We start from the raw sequence: 14368 nt of genomic DNA, 5'->3' as shown, positions 1-14368 counted from the left end.
CACATATTGCGGTCTTCAAGACTTTCCGGACGGGCTCTGAGCGGACCGGCCCCGTCCTGTCCCCGATATCCCCCTTTTCCACAGGCGCGCTGGATCTCGGCCTCGCATCGCTGACGCGCTATGCTGAGGCATGGACACGACAAGCACTCTCCCCCCGGACGCCGAGTCCGACGCGGACGGCGCGGCGCACGCCGGCTTTCGCGCGCCCCCCGCCAGCCTGGAGGCGGAACAGGCCTTCCTGGGCGCCCTGTTGTCCAACAACCGGGTGCTGGAAAAGGCCGGCGAGTTTCTGCGCCCGGAGCATTTCACCCACCCCGGGCACGCGCTCATCTACGATGTCTGCCAGCGGCTGATTGAACGGGGCCAGGTCGCAAATCCGGTGACGGTCAAGCCGTTCGTCGACTCGGCCGACGAGCTTTCCGACCTGGGCGGCGCGCGCTATCTGGCCGCGTTGATGGGGTCGGTGGTCACCATCATCAACGCGCATGACTACGCGCGCCTGATCCACGACTACTACCTGCGGCGCCAGCTCATAGGGCTGGGCACCGACATGGTCAACGAGGCGCACGACAACGACATCGACATCAGCGCCACCGATCTGATCGAGGCTGGCGAGCAGCGGCTGTATGACCTCGCCACGCACGGCCAGTACGACGGTGGGCTGCACGAGTTCAAGTCGGCGCTGGTCACGGCCATCGACATGGCCGAGGCGGCGCACCGGCGGGAAGGGCGTCTGGCCGGCATCACCACCGGCCTTCTGGACCTGGACCGCAAGCTGGGCGGCCTCCATGCCTCCGACCTGCTGATCCTGGCCGGGCGCCCGTCCATGGGCAAGACGGCCCTGGCCACCAACATCGCCTTCAACGCGGCGAAGTACTGCACGGACGAGGCCGACGAGGAACACCAGGGCAAGGCGGTCGCCTTCTTCTCGCTGGAAATGAGCGCCGAGCAGCTCGCCACCCGTATCCTGGCCGAGCGGATCGAGGTGTCGTCGCACAAGATCCGCACCGGCGAGCTGTCGAACGAGGATTTCGAACGGCTGGTGGTGGAAAGCACCGACCTGCACCGCATCCCGCTGCATATCGACGACACGCCGGCCCTGACCGTGTCGGCCATGCGCACCCGCTGCCGCCGGCTGGCGCGGCAGAAGGGGCTGGCCCTGGTGGTCGTGGACTACCTGCAGCTCATGAGTCCGGGCAAGATGGGCAATTCGGATTCGCGCGTGCAGGAGGTCTCGGCCATCACGCGCGGCCTGAAGGCGCTGGCCAAGGAACTGAACGTGCCCGTCATCGCCCTGTCGCAGCTTTCCCGCGCCGTCGAGCAGCGCGAGGACAAGCGGCCCCAGCTTGCCGATCTGCGTGAATCCGGGTCCATCGAGCAGGACGCCGACGTGGTCATGTTCGTGTTCCGCGAACAGTACTACCTGGAGCGGGCGGAACCCACGCAGCGCGCCGAGGAAAGCGGTGACAAGTACGCCGAGCGGCATCAGAAGTGGCTGGAACGGTGCGAAAAGGCGCACAACGTGGCGGAGGTGATCGTCGCCAAGCAGCGGCACGGCCCCATCGGCGCGGTGCGGCTGTTCTTCGACGGCACCTATACCCGGTTCGGCAACCTGGAAGCCTCCGACGCGCCGGACGGGCCGGCGTTCTGATGTCCGCCGGTCCGCCATTCGCTCCCATCCCGTCCGCCCCCATTCCGTCCGCTGACGCGGGGGCCGCGCCCCATGCGAACGGCATCCTGACCATCGATCTGGACGCGCTGGCCGGCAACTGGCGCTGGCTGCGGGATCGCCTGCGCCCGGGCGCAGCGTGCGCCGGCGTCATCAAGGCCAATGGATACGGCCTGGGCGATACGACCGTGGCGCGGGCGCTGGTTGGCGCGGGTTGCCGCACGTTCTTCGTCGCCCAGTTGGACGAGGGCCTACGGGTCGCCCCCACCCTGCCGCGCGATTGCCGGCTGTTCGTGCTGTCCGGCCCGACCCCGGGTACGGAGGCCGCGTTCACCGACGCCGGCCTGATCCCGGTGCTGAACAGCCGCGAGCAGATCGACGGCTGGGCCGCGCACGCGCGCGCCCACGTGCCGGGCGCGCCGGCCGCGATCCACGTCGACACCGGCATGACGCGCCTGGGCCTGACGCCGGCCGAGCTGGAGGCCTTGCGGCGCGACCGGCGGGCGCTGGAGCCGTTCACCCCCGTGCTGGTGATGAGCCACTTGGCGTGTGCCGACATGCCGGGCCATCCCATGAACGCCCAACAGCTCAAGGCCTTCGCCGCCGTGCGAGAGGCCTTCCCGGGCGTGCCCGGCAGCCTCGCCAACTCGTCCGGAGTCTTCCTGGGGTCGGACGCCCATCATGACCTGGCCCGCCCGGGGGTGGCGTTGTACGGCGTCAATCCGACGCCCGGCCGCCCCAACCCCATGGCCGCCGTGGTTCGCCTGCAGGCGCGCATCCTTCAGGTGCGTCACGTTGACGCTCCCGTGGCCGTTGGCTATGGTGCGAGCCATCGGAGCGCGGCCGGGAGTCGCATCGCCACGGCGGGGGTCGGGTATGCCGACGGGCTGCCGCGCGCCTGTAGTGGCCGGATCACGGGATACATCGGGGAGACGCCGGTCCCGCTGGTCGGCCGAGTCTCGATGGACCTTGTCACCTTTGATGTCAGTGCCGTTCCGGAGACACGACCGGTGCGGCCGGGCGACCTGATCGATCTGATCGGACCCCACAACCCGGTTGACGATCTGGCCGCCCGCGCCGGGACCATAGGCTACGAGATCCTGACCGCGCTGGGGTTCCGGTATGCCCGCCGGTCTCTCGGTGGGGACGCGCCGGGCGGAGGAACCGAAAGGACATGACGCCGTGAACTTCCTGGCCATCGTCGGGCGCGTCTTCCTTGCCTTCGTCCAGCAGGTCGGCCGGTTCGCCATCTTCACCGGCCGTTCGGTGGGCCACATGGTGCGCCCGCCGTTCTTTCCGCGCCTGATCGCCCGTCAGATGGTGGAAATCGGCTACTACTCCCTGCCGGTGGTCGGGCTGACGACGTTTTTCTCGGGTATGGTGTTGGCCCTGCAAACCCATGTCGGGTTCGCGCGCTTCTCGGCCGAGGGCGCGGTGGCCACGGTGGTGGTCATCTCCATCACCCGCGAGCTGGGGCCGGTGCTGGCCGGGCTGATGGTCGCCGGGCGCATCGGCGCCGCCATGGCCGCCGAGATCGGCACCATGCGGGTGACCGAGCAGATCGACGCCCTGACCACCCTGTCGACCAACCCGTTCAAGTACCTGGTCGCGCCCCGCCTGATCGCCGGGGTCACCATGCTGCCCGTGCTGGTGCTGGTCGGCGACATCATTGGCGTGTTCGGCGGCTACCTGATCGGCACCACCAAGCTGGGCTTCAACCCGGCCATCTACATCGAGCGAACGGTCGAGTTCCTGGAGGTCACCGACGTGGTCTCCGGCTTGGTGAAGGCGGCGGTGTTCGGCTTCGTCATCGCCTTGATGGGCTGCTATCACGGGTACTATTCCCGGGGTGGCGCCCAGGGTGTGGGCGCCGCGACCACCAACGCGGTGGTCTCCGCCTCGATCCTGATCCTGATCCTGAACTACGTCGTCACCGAACTCTTCTTCGCCCAATAGGCTGCAGGACGGACCCGCCATGACCCCGCGCCAGGACAGCGCCGTCCCCAAACTCCGCCTGCGCGGCGTGACCAAGCGGTTCGGCGCCAACGTGGTGCTGGACGGCATCGACCTGGACGTCGCGGCCGGCGAGTCCTTGGTGGTGATCGGCGGCTCGGGTAGCGGCAAGTCCGTGCTGCTGAAATGCATCCTCGGTCTGTTGCGCCCTGATGCCGGGTCCATCGCCATCGACGGCGAGGAGACCGTGGGCCTCACCGGCCGCGCCCGCGACCGCGTCAACGCCCATATCGGCATGTTGTTCCAGGGGGCCGCCCTGTTCGACAGCCTGCAGGTGTGGGAGAACGTGGCGTTCGGCCTGATCCAGGGCCGCCGCGCCCGCCGTCCCGAGGCCCGTGCCCGGGCGATGGAATGCCTGGACCAGGTCGGCCTGCATCCGCGCGTCGCCGACCTGGTCCCGGCCGAGCTGTCCGGCGGGATGCAGAAGCGGGTCGGGCTGGCCCGGGCCATCGCCGCGCGGCCGGACGTCGTGTTCTTCGACGAGCCGACGACGGGCCTCGATCCGATCATGGCCGACGTCATCAACGACCTGATCGTCGCCACCACCAAGGACCTGGGGGCCACGGCCCTGTCGATCACCCACGACATGGCCAGCGCCACCAAGATCGGCGACCGCATCGCCATGCTCTACAAGGGGCGGCTGATCTGGGTGGGGCCGGCGAAGGCCGTGTTCGACAGCGGCGATGGGTACGTCGATCAGTTCGTGCACGGCCGCGCCGACGGCCCGATCACCGAGGAAGCCGAGGCGGAGGCGTAAAAAAGAGTCAAGGATCGAGGCGTAGGGCCAACGGGACCGCCGCGAGCGGGCTCAGGGCAATGACGTTGTTTCGGGGGCGAGCCGCTTCTGCTACCATACACGCCGCGCCGAGAGGCTGCCCGGACGGTATCCGTTTTGGATGCGGGTGCTTGGCGGTCGAATAATGAAGTCGACGGGAGGGGAGTGCGATGAACTGGTTTCTTCATGTCGTGACAAAGAATTATGTAAACTTCAATGGGCGTGCTGGCCTCTCGGAGTACTGGTTTTTCGTGTTGTTCCACATTATATTTATCGTCGTGGCTTCGGTTATTGATGCCGTCCTTGGCCTGGGTGTCCTCTCCCTGCTTTATTCCCTCGCCGTGCTTCTGCCCAGCCTGGGCGTGACAATCCGCCGGCTTCATGACACCGACCGGACCGCCTGGTGGGTCCTGATCAGCCTGATTCCCATTATTGGCACCATCTGGCTGATTATTCTCATGATCCAGAAGGGCACGGAGGGCGAGAACCAGTACGGCAAACCCGGCCCCACGGCGCCCACCGCCGCCGCGGTCTGATCCGACGCCGGGGGCGGCTTGCGAAAGGGCGCTCCCTTGGCGGGGGGGCGTCTTTTTCCGGCGTTGACGAGCGATTCGCTCTCGGCAAATATGGCTGCGCCCAACCGAAAACGTGGTCATGGATATCCGGTATACCGCCAAGGCGCTAAAGGAACTGAGGAAAATTGGAGCGGCGGCGAGCGGGATCGTCGCGAATATGAACAATATGCCGAGGATCCGAAGAGCCTGACGAATCAAGTCAAGGCGTTAAAGGGACGGGAGCAGTTCCGCCTTCGGGTCGGTGATTACCGTGTCTTGTTTGTCATCGAGAACGACGTTGTTGCGGTCATGGTCGTCACGGCTGTCCGCCATCGGAGCAGGGCCTATGATTGAACCGGCTTATCCCCCTGTGTCCGGGAGCCGCAGGATGTCGGGGGCACGTGGACGTGATCCGCGCTCCATCGTGGGTCGTCCTGAATCATGGGGGTGAACCTATGATTGAAAACGAGACCATCACCCTCAGTCGCGCCGAGTACGATGCAATGCAGCAGCGGATCGCGGATCTGGAAGACATGGCGTTGATCGCCGAGCGGCGGAACGAGCCGACGATCAGCCATCAAAACGTGAAACGCATCCTTGCTGGTGAAAGCCCTGTCACGATCTGGCGTGAGGAAAAAGGGCTCAAGCAATATGAACTGGCGCGGGCCGCCGGGATGTCGGCGTCCGTGCTGAACGAGATCGAAAAGGGGAAGAAGACGCCGTCCCTGACGACGGCGAAGGCGATCGCCGCGGCCCTCGACGTGTCTCTCGACGACCTGTTCTCGTGAAGACGTGGCCGGCGCGCGCAACACCGCGCCAGCCTGACGATGACGTGTGGCCCACGGGTGGCGGTTCTTGCCGACGATTGCCGGCGAAAACCCGGCCGCCTCGGAAAGCCTGTGTTGGGCCCCCAGGTCAGCCGCCCTCACCTCTGCTCGGCCAGCCATGTCAGCGTCGCCTTGACCGCCTGCTCGTGCGGGGTCAGGCGTTGCGGGCCGAGCAGGCCCTCAAGCTTGCTGGTGTCGAAGGACAGGGGCCGCATGTAGTGCGGCACGAGGGGCAAAAAGCCGCGCAGGGTCCGGTCGAACGGTGCTGCGACCGTCAGCGTCGCGCGCCCGAACGTCTGCACCGCCACGGCGAGGCCGATGTTGCGTTCGCACAGCCAGGCGATGTCGCGCCCGGTGAGGTCGCCGTTGCCGGGGATCAGCCAGCGCTGGCCGTAGGCTTCCGAATGGGCCGACAGGTCGGCGACGATGCGCATGGCATCCGGCAGGTAGGCATAGGGACGCGGACAGTGGCGCGGCCCGATCCAGCCGATGCGACGGCGGTCCAGCCCTTCCCGCAGGGCTTTCTGGGCCGTGCTGGCGTGAACGCCCGGACCATAGAAGTCGGGCAGGTGCGTGATGCAGGCGCCGGCCTCCTGCAGGATATCCTCGGCTTCGCGGCGCAGGCGGGCCGGCTTCGGCCCCCGCTGGCGCGGGTGGGTCTCGTTCAGGGGCAGGTCCCGCGCGCGGACGGGCAGGTACGACCAGGAACTGGAGACATGGACGACCCGCGCACCGGTGCGCCCCGCCGCGTCGGCGATGGCGCGGGCGGTTTTCGGATGATCCTCCAGGGCGTCCATGGGGGTGCCGACGCAGTCGAACGCCAGCGGGTGGTCCCGCATCGCCTCGGCGGCGGCGGTCGGGTCGGTCAGGTCGGCGACGAAGGGCTCGACGCCCAACCCGGTGAAGACCCGGAGCAGTTTGTCCTCCGACCGGCCGACCACGCGCACGCGCCGCCCCCGGTCGATCATCAGCCGGGCGAGGTGCAGGCCGGTGGGGCCTCCGGCTCCAAGGATGACGACGGGACCTTCGGACGGGATGGGCGGCATGGCGGAGTCTCCTTGAACACAGTCGAGGCCCCGGATCCGTGTCCGGGGACGGCTTCGTGTCAAGGGGGATGACGCCACGCGGCGTGGCGTCATCCCGACCCTGCCGTGTCGTCTACTCCATGGGGGCCAGCAACTCCGTGGCCGTGACGAGCTGGCGCACGCCGTGTGCGTGATCCTCGCCGAAAGCGTTGTTCCCGCACCACGCGTGCACGGAGCTGATGTTGACCTTGGCGCAGGACGGGCGAACGCTCCAGGTGACCTGCATCGGCGAGCACTCCGCCTGGGTGTACTTCGGCCCGGTGGTCGAGCCGGGGAACACCACGGGTTCGCCGGTGCCGGTGGGCAGGGCCTTGGCCTGATGCAGCCCGTTCATCATCTGGCTATCGTAGGTGAAATCTGCGAAGTCGAGCGCGGAGTCATCGTTGACCACCAGGAAGACCTGGCTCTCCACACGCAGCTGCGGGTTGGCGCAGGCATCGGACAGGCAGGAACCCAAGCCCGGTCCGGGGTCGACGTCACAGGAGGTGTAGACCCAGTGCACTTCGATGGTGTCGCCGGCGTGCAGACCGTGACACGCGCCGTGCGCCCCTTCAGGGTCGGTCCGTTCGGCCTCGGTCAACTCGGCGGTTTCATTACATTGATAGCCGCCGTGCTCCCCATCGCCGGCAAAAACGGAATAGCCGGGTCCCTTATGTTCTGCGTTCACGTGAAAGTGGATATCGCACAGGTTCATCGCGCTTGCGGCCGGGGCGAGCGTGAACACGCGGGCGTTGGATCCCGCCCGCTCCGAGATATCGCGCGGGGTTTGCGGACCGAAACCCTCGCAGAGATCGGCGGCCCAGACCGGGCCTGCCAGGCTGACGATAAGCGCGGCAACGGCGGCGCTGGTGGAGTTCAAGCGACTCATGACGGATCTCCCTGTGTTCTTATGTCATTGGACGATGGCGCGCGCCTTGGAGACGCTCCGGGGAGAGGCTCCGGCGCGCGTCTGATCGACGACCCCCCAAGATGTACATGAGTCGCATACTAAACTACTTTGTTCCTGTCCAGTGACAATCGTCCCATCCGGGAACGCGATCCCGGCCGCGCGTTTCGCGCGGTCATCGCCGCGTCGGTCGTGGGCGGAAGAGGGAGCCGGCCAGCCGCCCCCGGCTCAACTCCGGGTGAGACTACGGATGGCGGTCGAGGTGGCCACCTTGCCCTGGCCCTGGTACGCCTCGTGGTTCCGCTCGATTTCGTTGAGCTTGTAGAGGTAGTTGACCATCATGCCGGCCGATTGCGACAGGCCCTTGGACGAGCGGTCGCCCAGCCAGTTGAGGCGCTCGACCCGGGCGCCGTTGGTCAGGTGGAAATGCGCCACCGGGTCGAGGACAGAGCCGGCCCGGCCCTCGTGCCGTGGCGGCCGACGTTCGTTGACGATGTAGCGCGCGCACAGCCGGGTCAGGGGGGGCTTCAGCGCGGTGGCCAGCGGCTCGCTGCGGAGCCATTCGGAACTGCCCACCAGCGCCTTGAAGTCGCCTTTTGAGATCGCGCTACGCGTCTCGCTGTCGCTGTCGGCCGCCGTGGCCTGGGTCAGGGCCTTGCGCTCCTGTTGCGTCAGCAGGCCCGCCTCGCCCTCCGTCAGGCGTCGGTCCAGCCAGCTCCGGAAGCCGGGAATCGGCGACAGGGTGGAGAAGGTGTTCACCTTGGGGAAGGAATGGCTCAACCGCTCGACCACCTGCTTGATCAGGAAGTTGCCGAAGCTGATGCCGGCCAGACCGGCCTGGGCGTTGGAGATGGAATAGAAGATGGCCGTGTCGGCCTGCTCCGGATCAAGCGACGGGGTCGACGAATCCAGCACCTCCTGGATGCTGCCGGCCAGCCCGTTGACCAGCGCCACCTGAACGAAGATCAGCGGCTCCTCCGGCATGTTGGGATGCACGAAGGCGTACAGCCGGCGGTCGTGGTCCAGTCGGTCCTTGAGCTCGTCCCAACTGCGGATCTCATGCACCGCCTCGTAGGTGATGATTTTCTCCAGGAACGCCGCCGGCGAGTTCCAGGTGATGCGCTGCAACTCCAGAAATCCGATGTCGAACCAGCCGGACAGAAGGCCGCGCAGGTCCCGTTCCAGGCCGCGCAGGTCCGGGTTGTGGCGGGCCAACTCCAGCAACTCCGCCCGCATATCGACCAGGAACTTTATCCCGCGCGGCAGGGCGTTGAACTGCCGCAGCAGGCGCAGGCGCGGCGGCTCCAGCACGTCCCGCATCTGTTCCTCGGCCCCCTGCAACGCCGCGAAGTCCGTGCCGTCGATGTCCAGCAGGGCGCCGGCCGTCTCGCGCACGCGGTCGTGATCGGTGGCGTAGTCGCGGGCCAGGATTTCCAGGAACCGGGCGCGGCCCTGGTCGTTCAGGCTCAGGTAGGCGCGGCCCAGGGTGGCGGCGCGGGCGCGCGCGGAGACCTCGCCGCCGCGCGCGGCCAGGCAGTCGTCGAGGCCGGCGCGGATCTTGCGCGCGTCCTCCTCGGGCAGATCCGGGTTCAGGGACACGAGGCCGTCGGCCCCCGAGACCTTGTCGGCGATGTCCCGCCACATCGTGCCCCAGGTCTTCAGCCGCCCAAAGAATCCCGGCGAAACCTCCTTGTTCATTCCTGTCCCCCACTCGGCGGTTCGGGCGCGTCATCTCCCTTCAGTATATAGGGTGGACGTCCGCGTCCGACCATGGTCCGGCCGGGGCCGAACCGGTGTCCAGCCGGGCCGCCGCGCGGGCCATGGCCTCGGGCAGGTCCTCGGCGATCAGTCCCGGCGGGGCGAGGCGCGCTCCGGCGCCGTGCAGCCAAACGGCGGCGGCGGCCGCCGCAGAGGCCGGCATTCCCTGCGCCAGCAGGCCCAGGATGGCGCCGGCCAGCACGTCGCCGCTGCCGGCGGTGGCCAGGGTGGGCGGGGCGTTGGTGTTGATGGTGGCCGCACCACCGGGTGTGGCGACGATCGTCTCCGGCCCCTTCAGCACCACCACCGCGCCCGACCGCCGCGCCGCCTGCCGGGCGCGGTCGAGGCGGGGTTTGGCCGCCAGGTCGGGAAACAGGGCGCGGAACTCGCCCTCGTGCGGGGTCAGCACCAGGGGGCCGGCGACGGCGTCGAACAGCGAGCCGGGATCGTCGGCGAAGCTGGTCAGGGCGTCGGCGTCCAGCACCGTGGGCCGCCCGTGCGACAGCAGCGACAGCACGCGGGCGGCGGTGTGCGGGCCTCGGCCGGCGCCCGGCCCCTGCAACAGCGCATTGAGTCGCGAGTCCTCCAGCAGGGCCTCGACATCCTCGGGCCGGTCGATGGCCCGGCACAGCACGCCCGGGGCGTCCTGAGCGTACAGGCTCAGGGACTCGGACGGCGCCGCCACGGTCAGCAGGCCGGCCCCCATGCGCCGCGCGGCGCGCGCCGCCAGCCGGCCGGCGCCGGTCATCACCGGTCCCCCGAACACCACCGCGTGGCCGCGCGTGTACTTGTGGTCGTGCGGCGCTGGGCGGGGCAGGATCCACAGCGACGGCCCGTTTAGGGTCGCCTTCGGGGCAATCTCGTCCAGCACGTCCGGCGGAATGCCGATGTCCGCGACCACCAGGTCGCCGCACAGGGCCGGTCCCCGTTCCAGCAGGTGCGCCGGCTTGGGCCGGAAAAAGGTGACGGTCAGGGCCGCCGGCGCGGCCGTGCCGCGCACCTGCCCGGTGTCGCCGTCGAGGCCGCTGGGCACGTCCACGGCCACCACCGGCACCGCCGGACGGGCCGCTAGCGCGGAGAGGACCGAGCCGGCCACGCCCTCCACGGGCCGGCACAGGCCGGCGCCGAACAGGGCGTCCACGACCAACCCCGCGCCGTCCAGGGCGCCGAGGTCCAGGGGTTCGACAGGGCCGGTCCAGCGGGCCGCGTTGACCGCCGCGTCGCCGGACAGCCGGTCGCGCGCGCCCAGCAGGTGAATGCGCACCGGCCAGCCGGCGGCCCGCAGGCGCCGGGCGACGACGAAGCCGTCGCCGCCGTTGTTGCCGGGGCCGCACAGCACGGCCACGGGGCGGGGCGACCACCGGCGCCGGATCGCGCGGGCGACGGCGAAGCCCGCCGCCTCCATCAACGAGAGGGAGGGGACGCCCCGGGCCACGGCCGCCGCGTCGGCGCGTCCCATCTCGGCCACCGTCAGCACGGCGCCGCCGCTCTCGGGGTGCCAGGGATGTCGTTGCATGGCTGCGCCTCCTGTGATGGCAAGCCGGAGCAAGCGTCAGGTCAACCGATCGAAGTCGGCATCCGTCAGATTGGCCGGAACGACCATCACGGGCACCCTCAGGCGGGAGCCGAACGTGCCCGCCAGCCCGCTGACCAGCGGCCCGGGCGCGTCCTTGCCCTTGGCGGCGGCGAGGACGAGCACCGAGATCTCGGGGTTTTCCTCGATGGTTTTGAGGATCTGCTCCGACGCGCGGCCTTCGCGCACCACCAGCATGGGGGTCTGGCCCGAGGTCTTTTGCACCTCTGCGGCCAGGCGCTGCAGCCGCTTCTCGGCGTCGCCGTGGGCCTCGGATTTCATCTTGTCGCCGATGAACTTGAAGTGCTCGAAGTCCGGCGGCTCGATGATCCGCATCAGCACGACGCGCCCCTGGGTCGAGCGGGCGCGCAGGCAGGCGAACCGCAGGGCGGTGCGCATTTCATCCGAGTCGTCAACGACCACGAGGAAGGTGCGGGGCGCACCGCTTGCGGCGTTGCCCGTTTCGGGTTTGGGCGCGTCCTCACGGTCGGGAGTGGTGTCGGTCATGGAACCTCCGACGGACAGGGGAAAGGGACAGGGCGGGACGAGGCGCGGTCCCGGCGCGGACCGATCAGTTGCGCCGCAAGACAATGGCGGCCAGCCACCCCGTGACCATGGCCACGATGATGGCGGTGAGCCCGTAGAGGGCCGCCCGGTTGTGGGCGAAGTCGAAGATCTCCGCGCCGAGGCCGATCTTGCTGATGATCAGGGGCGTGATCTCGGCGCTGACCACGTCGCCGTCGCGGATCAGATAGACCTCCACCCTGTACGCGCCTGTGGCGATGTTGGCCGGGAAATGCAACTCGGCCCGGAACAGGCGGTTGGCGAGCTGGGTGACGGGCAGAATGCGGCTCCCGTACAACTCCTGCTTTTTTTTCAGGCGCACCAGCGCGGCCCGGAAGCCGGGCACGAACGAGTCGGTCACACTCTTGTCGGCCAGGGTGAACGTCAGGTGCTCGGTGCCGATCTGGTGGCGCGAATACAGGCTGGCCGGCGCGATTTTGTCCAGGGGGCGGCTGGCGAACACTTGGTAGAACGCGGGCACGTTGTCAAACGTGACGCTGTCGCGGTTGGCCCAGATCAGTCCGGCGACGCGCGCCTTCTTGCGGACCACCTTGCGGGTGGGCGGGCCGCGCACCACCAGCACAAGATCCCCCGGGCCGTCGGTGGCGCCGAACAGCAGCACGTCGGTTCCCGAAAAGGCCGTGGTGATGGCCACCAGATGCTTGGACAGGTCGGCCACCAGGGGCTGCACCTGTTGCTGGGCGCGGGCCGCGCCGGCCACGACCAGGACGACGAACGCGAGCAGGCCGCTCATCAAGCCGAAGACAGCGGCGATCGTCCAGGGCGCGCGGCGGTTCGGCGTGGGGCGCATCACGAAGCCTCCAGCACCAGGGAAAAGACGTCCTCCGGCGTGGCCACCAGATCGTAGGCCAGCTTGCCGCACACGGCCAGCACCAGCGCGGCCAGCAACACGCGCAGTTGCTCACTTTTCAAACGCGCACCCGCCTGGGCGCCCGCCTGCGCGCCGATGACGGCGCCCAGCAACAGAAGGATCGCCAGGACCACGTCGACCGTCTGGTTCATCGTGGCCTGCAGAAAGGTCGTGTTGGCGGTCACAAAGATGATCTGGAACAGGGACGTGCCAACCACGACCTGAGTCGGCATTCCGAGCAGGTAGATCATGGCCGGCACCATGACGAAGCCGCCGCCCACGCCCATGATGGCCGTCAGCACGCCGACGAAGAAGCCCACCGCCCCGGGCAACAGGGCGCTGATGTACAGCTTCGACTTGCGGAAGCGCATCTTGAACGGCAGGCCGTGGATCCAGCTATGCCGCCCGGCGCCGTTGCGGGACCGAGAGCCGCGACGGCGGCTGCGCACCACGGCCTGGAGGCTTTCGACGAACATCAGCCCGCCGACGATGCCCAGGAACACCACGTAGCTGAGCGAGATGGCGAGATCGATTTGCCCGAGCCGCTGCAAGACCGCGAACAGCCACACGCCGGCCGTCGAACCCAGCAGGCCGCCCACCAGCAGCACGCCGCCCATGCGAAAATCCACATTGCCGCGTCGGGTATGAGCAATGACGCCGCTGACCGACGAGGCCACGATCTGATTGGCGCCGGTGCCGACCGCGACCGGGGGCGGGACGCCCAGGAACATCAGCATGGGCGTCATCAGAAAGCCGCCGCCCACGCCGAACGCCCCGGACAGAAAGCCGATCCCCCACCCCATGCCGAGGATCACGAACACGTTGACCGACATCTCGGCGATGGGCAGGTAAATCTGCATGGCCAGCCGGAGGTCCCCCTATGGCGTGGTCGACAAGCTCCCGTGACTCGGATCGAATTGGATGCCGGTCATTTATGGGCCGTGGCATCAAGGGATCAAGGGAAAACCCGGTTGCAGGGCGGCGCTGTTGGGTTCGGCTCGCCCGCCGACTACACGTCGTTCGTGAAAAGCGCGGCCGCGGGCTTGGTGCCGCCGGCCGATCGGTGGTATCCATCCGCATCGAAGAGGACGGCCGGTCCCGCCGGGCTTTCGGGGGCCGCACGGGCCGTCTGGTTTGCATCTGCGGAGGGTGTCACCATGCGTGCCGTCACCGGGCTGTTGTTGGCCGTTCTGTTCCTGCTGCCGGCGTCTTACGCTGGCGCCGACGATTCGTACTGGACGCCCGATCTGCGCGACCGAGACCGCAAGGAGATTCTGGATACGCTGCGCCCCGAGGTGGAGAAGGCCACCATCGGGCTGGTGCGGTTCAAGATCCAGGTGCTGCGCACGGACGGCCAATGGGCCTACATCCAGGCCATTCCGCAGCGTCGTGGCGGCCAGCCGCTGGAGTGGTGGAGCACGCCCCTGGCCGAGGCCTGGGAGAGCGGGGAGATGAGCGAGATCGTCATGGGCCTCTCGCGCCGCGAGGACGATGAGTGGGTTCTCGTTGATCATGTCATCGGCCCGACCGATGTGCACTGGCACGCCTGGGTCGAGCAATACGGCCTGCCCGAGGCCCTGTTCTCGGCGCCGGACGGGTCGTAAGCGCACCGCCGTCGGTGGCCGAGATGGTGCATTGTCCGCGTGATCGGGTTCGGTTCGGAGTCCCCTGCCCAAACGTCCGCCCGACCTCTCCCATGAATGGGGGAGGACTCCCCATTCGCCGGGCGCGGTGCCGGCGCGGGAGATCCCTCGGCTCGCCCCCGGCGACGCTTCGCGTCGCCGAGATCATAG

The 14368-nt window shown here is 68.4% G+C and carries 15 protein-coding genes; 8 read left to right on the top strand and 7 right to left on the bottom strand.

Features of this window, described 5'->3' with window-relative positions; translation table 11 throughout:
• Window positions 1–130 precede the first annotated feature (130 nt).
• From Q0309_RS03075 to Q0309_RS03045, 7 genes are all read left to right on the top strand, one after another.
• Window positions 131–1651 (top strand): replicative DNA helicase, encoded by a 1521-nt coding sequence (locus tag Q0309_RS03075; RefSeq protein ID WP_299437336.1) that lies wholly within the window; start codon window positions 131–133, stop codon window positions 1649–1651.
• Window positions 1651–2847 carry an alanine racemase gene (gene alr, locus Q0309_RS03070; protein ID WP_299437334.1) on the top strand — a complete coding sequence of 399 codons (1197 nt, stop codon included), beginning with the start codon at window positions 1651–1653 and terminating at the stop codon, window positions 2845–2847. The genes Q0309_RS03075 and alr overlap by 1 nt, the downstream gene beginning before the upstream one ends.
• A 4-nt stretch (window positions 2848–2851) precedes the next feature.
• Entirely contained in the window at window positions 2852–3625 is a 774-nt protein-coding gene (locus tag Q0309_RS03065) for an ABC transporter permease (protein WP_299437332.1), read from the top strand.
• A 19-nt stretch (window positions 3626–3644) separates the two neighbouring features.
• Window positions 3645–4439 (top strand): ATP-binding cassette domain-containing protein, encoded by a 795-nt coding sequence (locus Q0309_RS03060; protein ID WP_299437330.1) that lies wholly within the window; start codon window positions 3645–3647, stop codon window positions 4437–4439.
• Window positions 4440–4627: 188 nt separating this feature from the next.
• A complete protein-coding gene (locus Q0309_RS03055) occupies window positions 4628–4993 on the top strand; it encodes a DUF805 domain-containing protein (RefSeq protein ID WP_299437328.1) in 366 nt (121 codons plus the stop codon).
• Between the two features lie 63 nt (window positions 4994–5056).
• Window positions 5057–5365 (top strand): type II toxin-antitoxin system RelE/ParE family toxin, encoded by a 309-nt coding sequence (locus Q0309_RS03050; RefSeq protein ID WP_299437326.1) that lies wholly within the window; start codon window positions 5057–5059, stop codon window positions 5363–5365.
• A 101-nt stretch (window positions 5366–5466) separates the two neighbouring features.
• Window positions 5467–5799: a helix-turn-helix transcriptional regulator gene (locus tag Q0309_RS03045; RefSeq protein ID WP_299437324.1), complete on the top strand. Its 333-nt coding sequence runs from the start codon at window positions 5467–5469 to the stop codon at window positions 5797–5799.
• 137 nt (window positions 5800–5936) lie between these two features.
• Here Q0309_RS03045 and Q0309_RS03040 read toward each other — a convergent pair whose 3' ends face one another.
• The 7 genes from Q0309_RS03040 to Q0309_RS03010 all read right to left on the bottom strand — a co-directional run bounded on the left by Q0309_RS03040 (window position 5937) and on the right by Q0309_RS03010 (window position 13435).
• Complete coding sequence (locus Q0309_RS03040) at window positions 5937–6884, bottom strand: NAD(P)H-binding protein (protein WP_299437322.1); 948 nt, start codon at window positions 6882–6884, stop codon at window positions 5937–5939.
• A 112-nt stretch (window positions 6885–6996) separates the two neighbouring features.
• On the bottom strand, window positions 6997–7791 hold the full coding sequence (locus tag Q0309_RS03035) for a delta-class carbonic anhydrase (RefSeq protein ID WP_299437320.1): 795 nt from the start codon (window positions 7789–7791) through the stop codon (window positions 6997–6999).
• A 246-nt stretch (window positions 7792–8037) separates the two neighbouring features.
• Complete coding sequence (locus tag Q0309_RS03030) at window positions 8038–9507, bottom strand: malonyl-CoA decarboxylase (RefSeq protein WP_299437318.1); 1470 nt, start codon at window positions 9505–9507, stop codon at window positions 8038–8040.
• 40 nt (window positions 9508–9547) lie between these two features.
• Window positions 9548–11083, bottom strand: coding sequence for an NAD(P)H-hydrate dehydratase (locus tag Q0309_RS03025; protein WP_299437316.1), 1536 nt, complete (start codon window positions 11081–11083; stop codon window positions 9548–9550).
• A 36-nt stretch (window positions 11084–11119) separates the two neighbouring features.
• Complete coding sequence (locus tag Q0309_RS03020) at window positions 11120–11647, bottom strand: universal stress protein (RefSeq protein ID WP_299437314.1); 528 nt, start codon at window positions 11645–11647, stop codon at window positions 11120–11122.
• A 64-nt stretch (window positions 11648–11711) separates the two neighbouring features.
• Window positions 11712–12515: a TIGR02186 family protein gene (locus Q0309_RS03015; protein WP_299437312.1), complete on the bottom strand. Its 804-nt coding sequence runs from the start codon at window positions 12513–12515 to the stop codon at window positions 11712–11714.
• On the bottom strand, window positions 12515–13435 hold the full coding sequence (locus Q0309_RS03010; protein ID WP_299437310.1) for a sulfite exporter TauE/SafE family protein: 921 nt from the start codon (window positions 13433–13435) through the stop codon (window positions 12515–12517). Before Q0309_RS03010 ends, Q0309_RS03015 begins: the two co-directional genes overlap by 1 nt.
• 297 nt (window positions 13436–13732) lie before the next feature.
• Between Q0309_RS03010 and Q0309_RS03005 the strand changes: the two genes are divergently transcribed.
• A complete protein-coding gene (locus Q0309_RS03005) occupies window positions 13733–14179 on the top strand; it encodes a hypothetical protein (protein WP_299437308.1) in 447 nt (148 codons plus the stop codon).
• Window positions 14180–14368: the final 189 nt, after the last annotated feature.

The organism is uncultured Rhodospira sp. (assembly GCF_937138205.1).
In the GTDB taxonomy this organism is placed as follows: Bacteria; Pseudomonadota; Alphaproteobacteria; order Rhodospirillales; family Rhodospirillaceae; genus Rhodospira.
The sequence above is the reverse complement of the archived record's forward strand: the minus strand, read 5'-3'. Positions and strand labels throughout refer to the sequence as shown.

What these genes read in the sequence shown, in the direction of transcription:
- Q0309_RS03060 (WP_299437330.1), top strand. Translation starts at nt 3,645, where the DNA reads ATGACCCCGCGCCAGGACAGCGCCGTCCCCAAACTCCGCCTGCGCGGC.
- Q0309_RS03035 (WP_299437320.1), bottom strand. Translation starts at nt 7,791, where the DNA reads ATGAGTCGCTTGAACTCCACCAGCGCCGCCGTTGCCGCGCTTATCGTC.
- Q0309_RS03030 (WP_299437318.1), bottom strand. Translation starts at nt 9,507, where the DNA reads ATGAACAAGGAGGTTTCGCCGGGATTCTTTGGGCGGCTGAAGACCTGG.
- Q0309_RS03045 (WP_299437324.1), top strand. Translation starts at nt 5,467, where the DNA reads ATGATTGAAAACGAGACCATCACCCTCAGTCGCGCCGAGTACGATGCA.
- Q0309_RS03010 (WP_299437310.1), bottom strand. Translation starts at nt 13,435, where the DNA reads ATGCAGATTTACCTGCCCATCGCCGAGATGTCGGTCAACGTGTTCGTG.
- Q0309_RS03040 (WP_299437322.1), bottom strand. Translation starts at nt 6,884, where the DNA reads ATGCCGCCCATCCCGTCCGAAGGTCCCGTCGTCATCCTTGGAGCCGGA.
- Q0309_RS03055 (WP_299437328.1), top strand. Translation starts at nt 4,628, where the DNA reads ATGAACTGGTTTCTTCATGTCGTGACAAAGAATTATGTAAACTTCAAT.
- Q0309_RS03020 (WP_299437314.1), bottom strand. Translation starts at nt 11,647, where the DNA reads ATGACCGACACCACTCCCGACCGTGAGGACGCGCCCAAACCCGAAACG.
- Q0309_RS03015 (WP_299437312.1), bottom strand. Translation starts at nt 12,515, where the DNA reads ATGCGCCCCACGCCGAACCGCCGCGCGCCCTGGACGATCGCCGCTGTC.
- alr (WP_299437334.1), top strand. Translation starts at nt 1,651, where the DNA reads ATGTCCGCCGGTCCGCCATTCGCTCCCATCCCGTCCGCCCCCATTCCG.
- Q0309_RS03075 (WP_299437336.1), top strand. Translation starts at nt 131, where the DNA reads ATGGACACGACAAGCACTCTCCCCCCGGACGCCGAGTCCGACGCGGAC.
- Q0309_RS03025 (WP_299437316.1), bottom strand. Translation starts at nt 11,083, where the DNA reads ATGCAACGACATCCCTGGCACCCCGAGAGCGGCGGCGCCGTGCTGACG.
- Q0309_RS03005 (WP_299437308.1), top strand. Translation starts at nt 13,733, where the DNA reads ATGCGTGCCGTCACCGGGCTGTTGTTGGCCGTTCTGTTCCTGCTGCCG.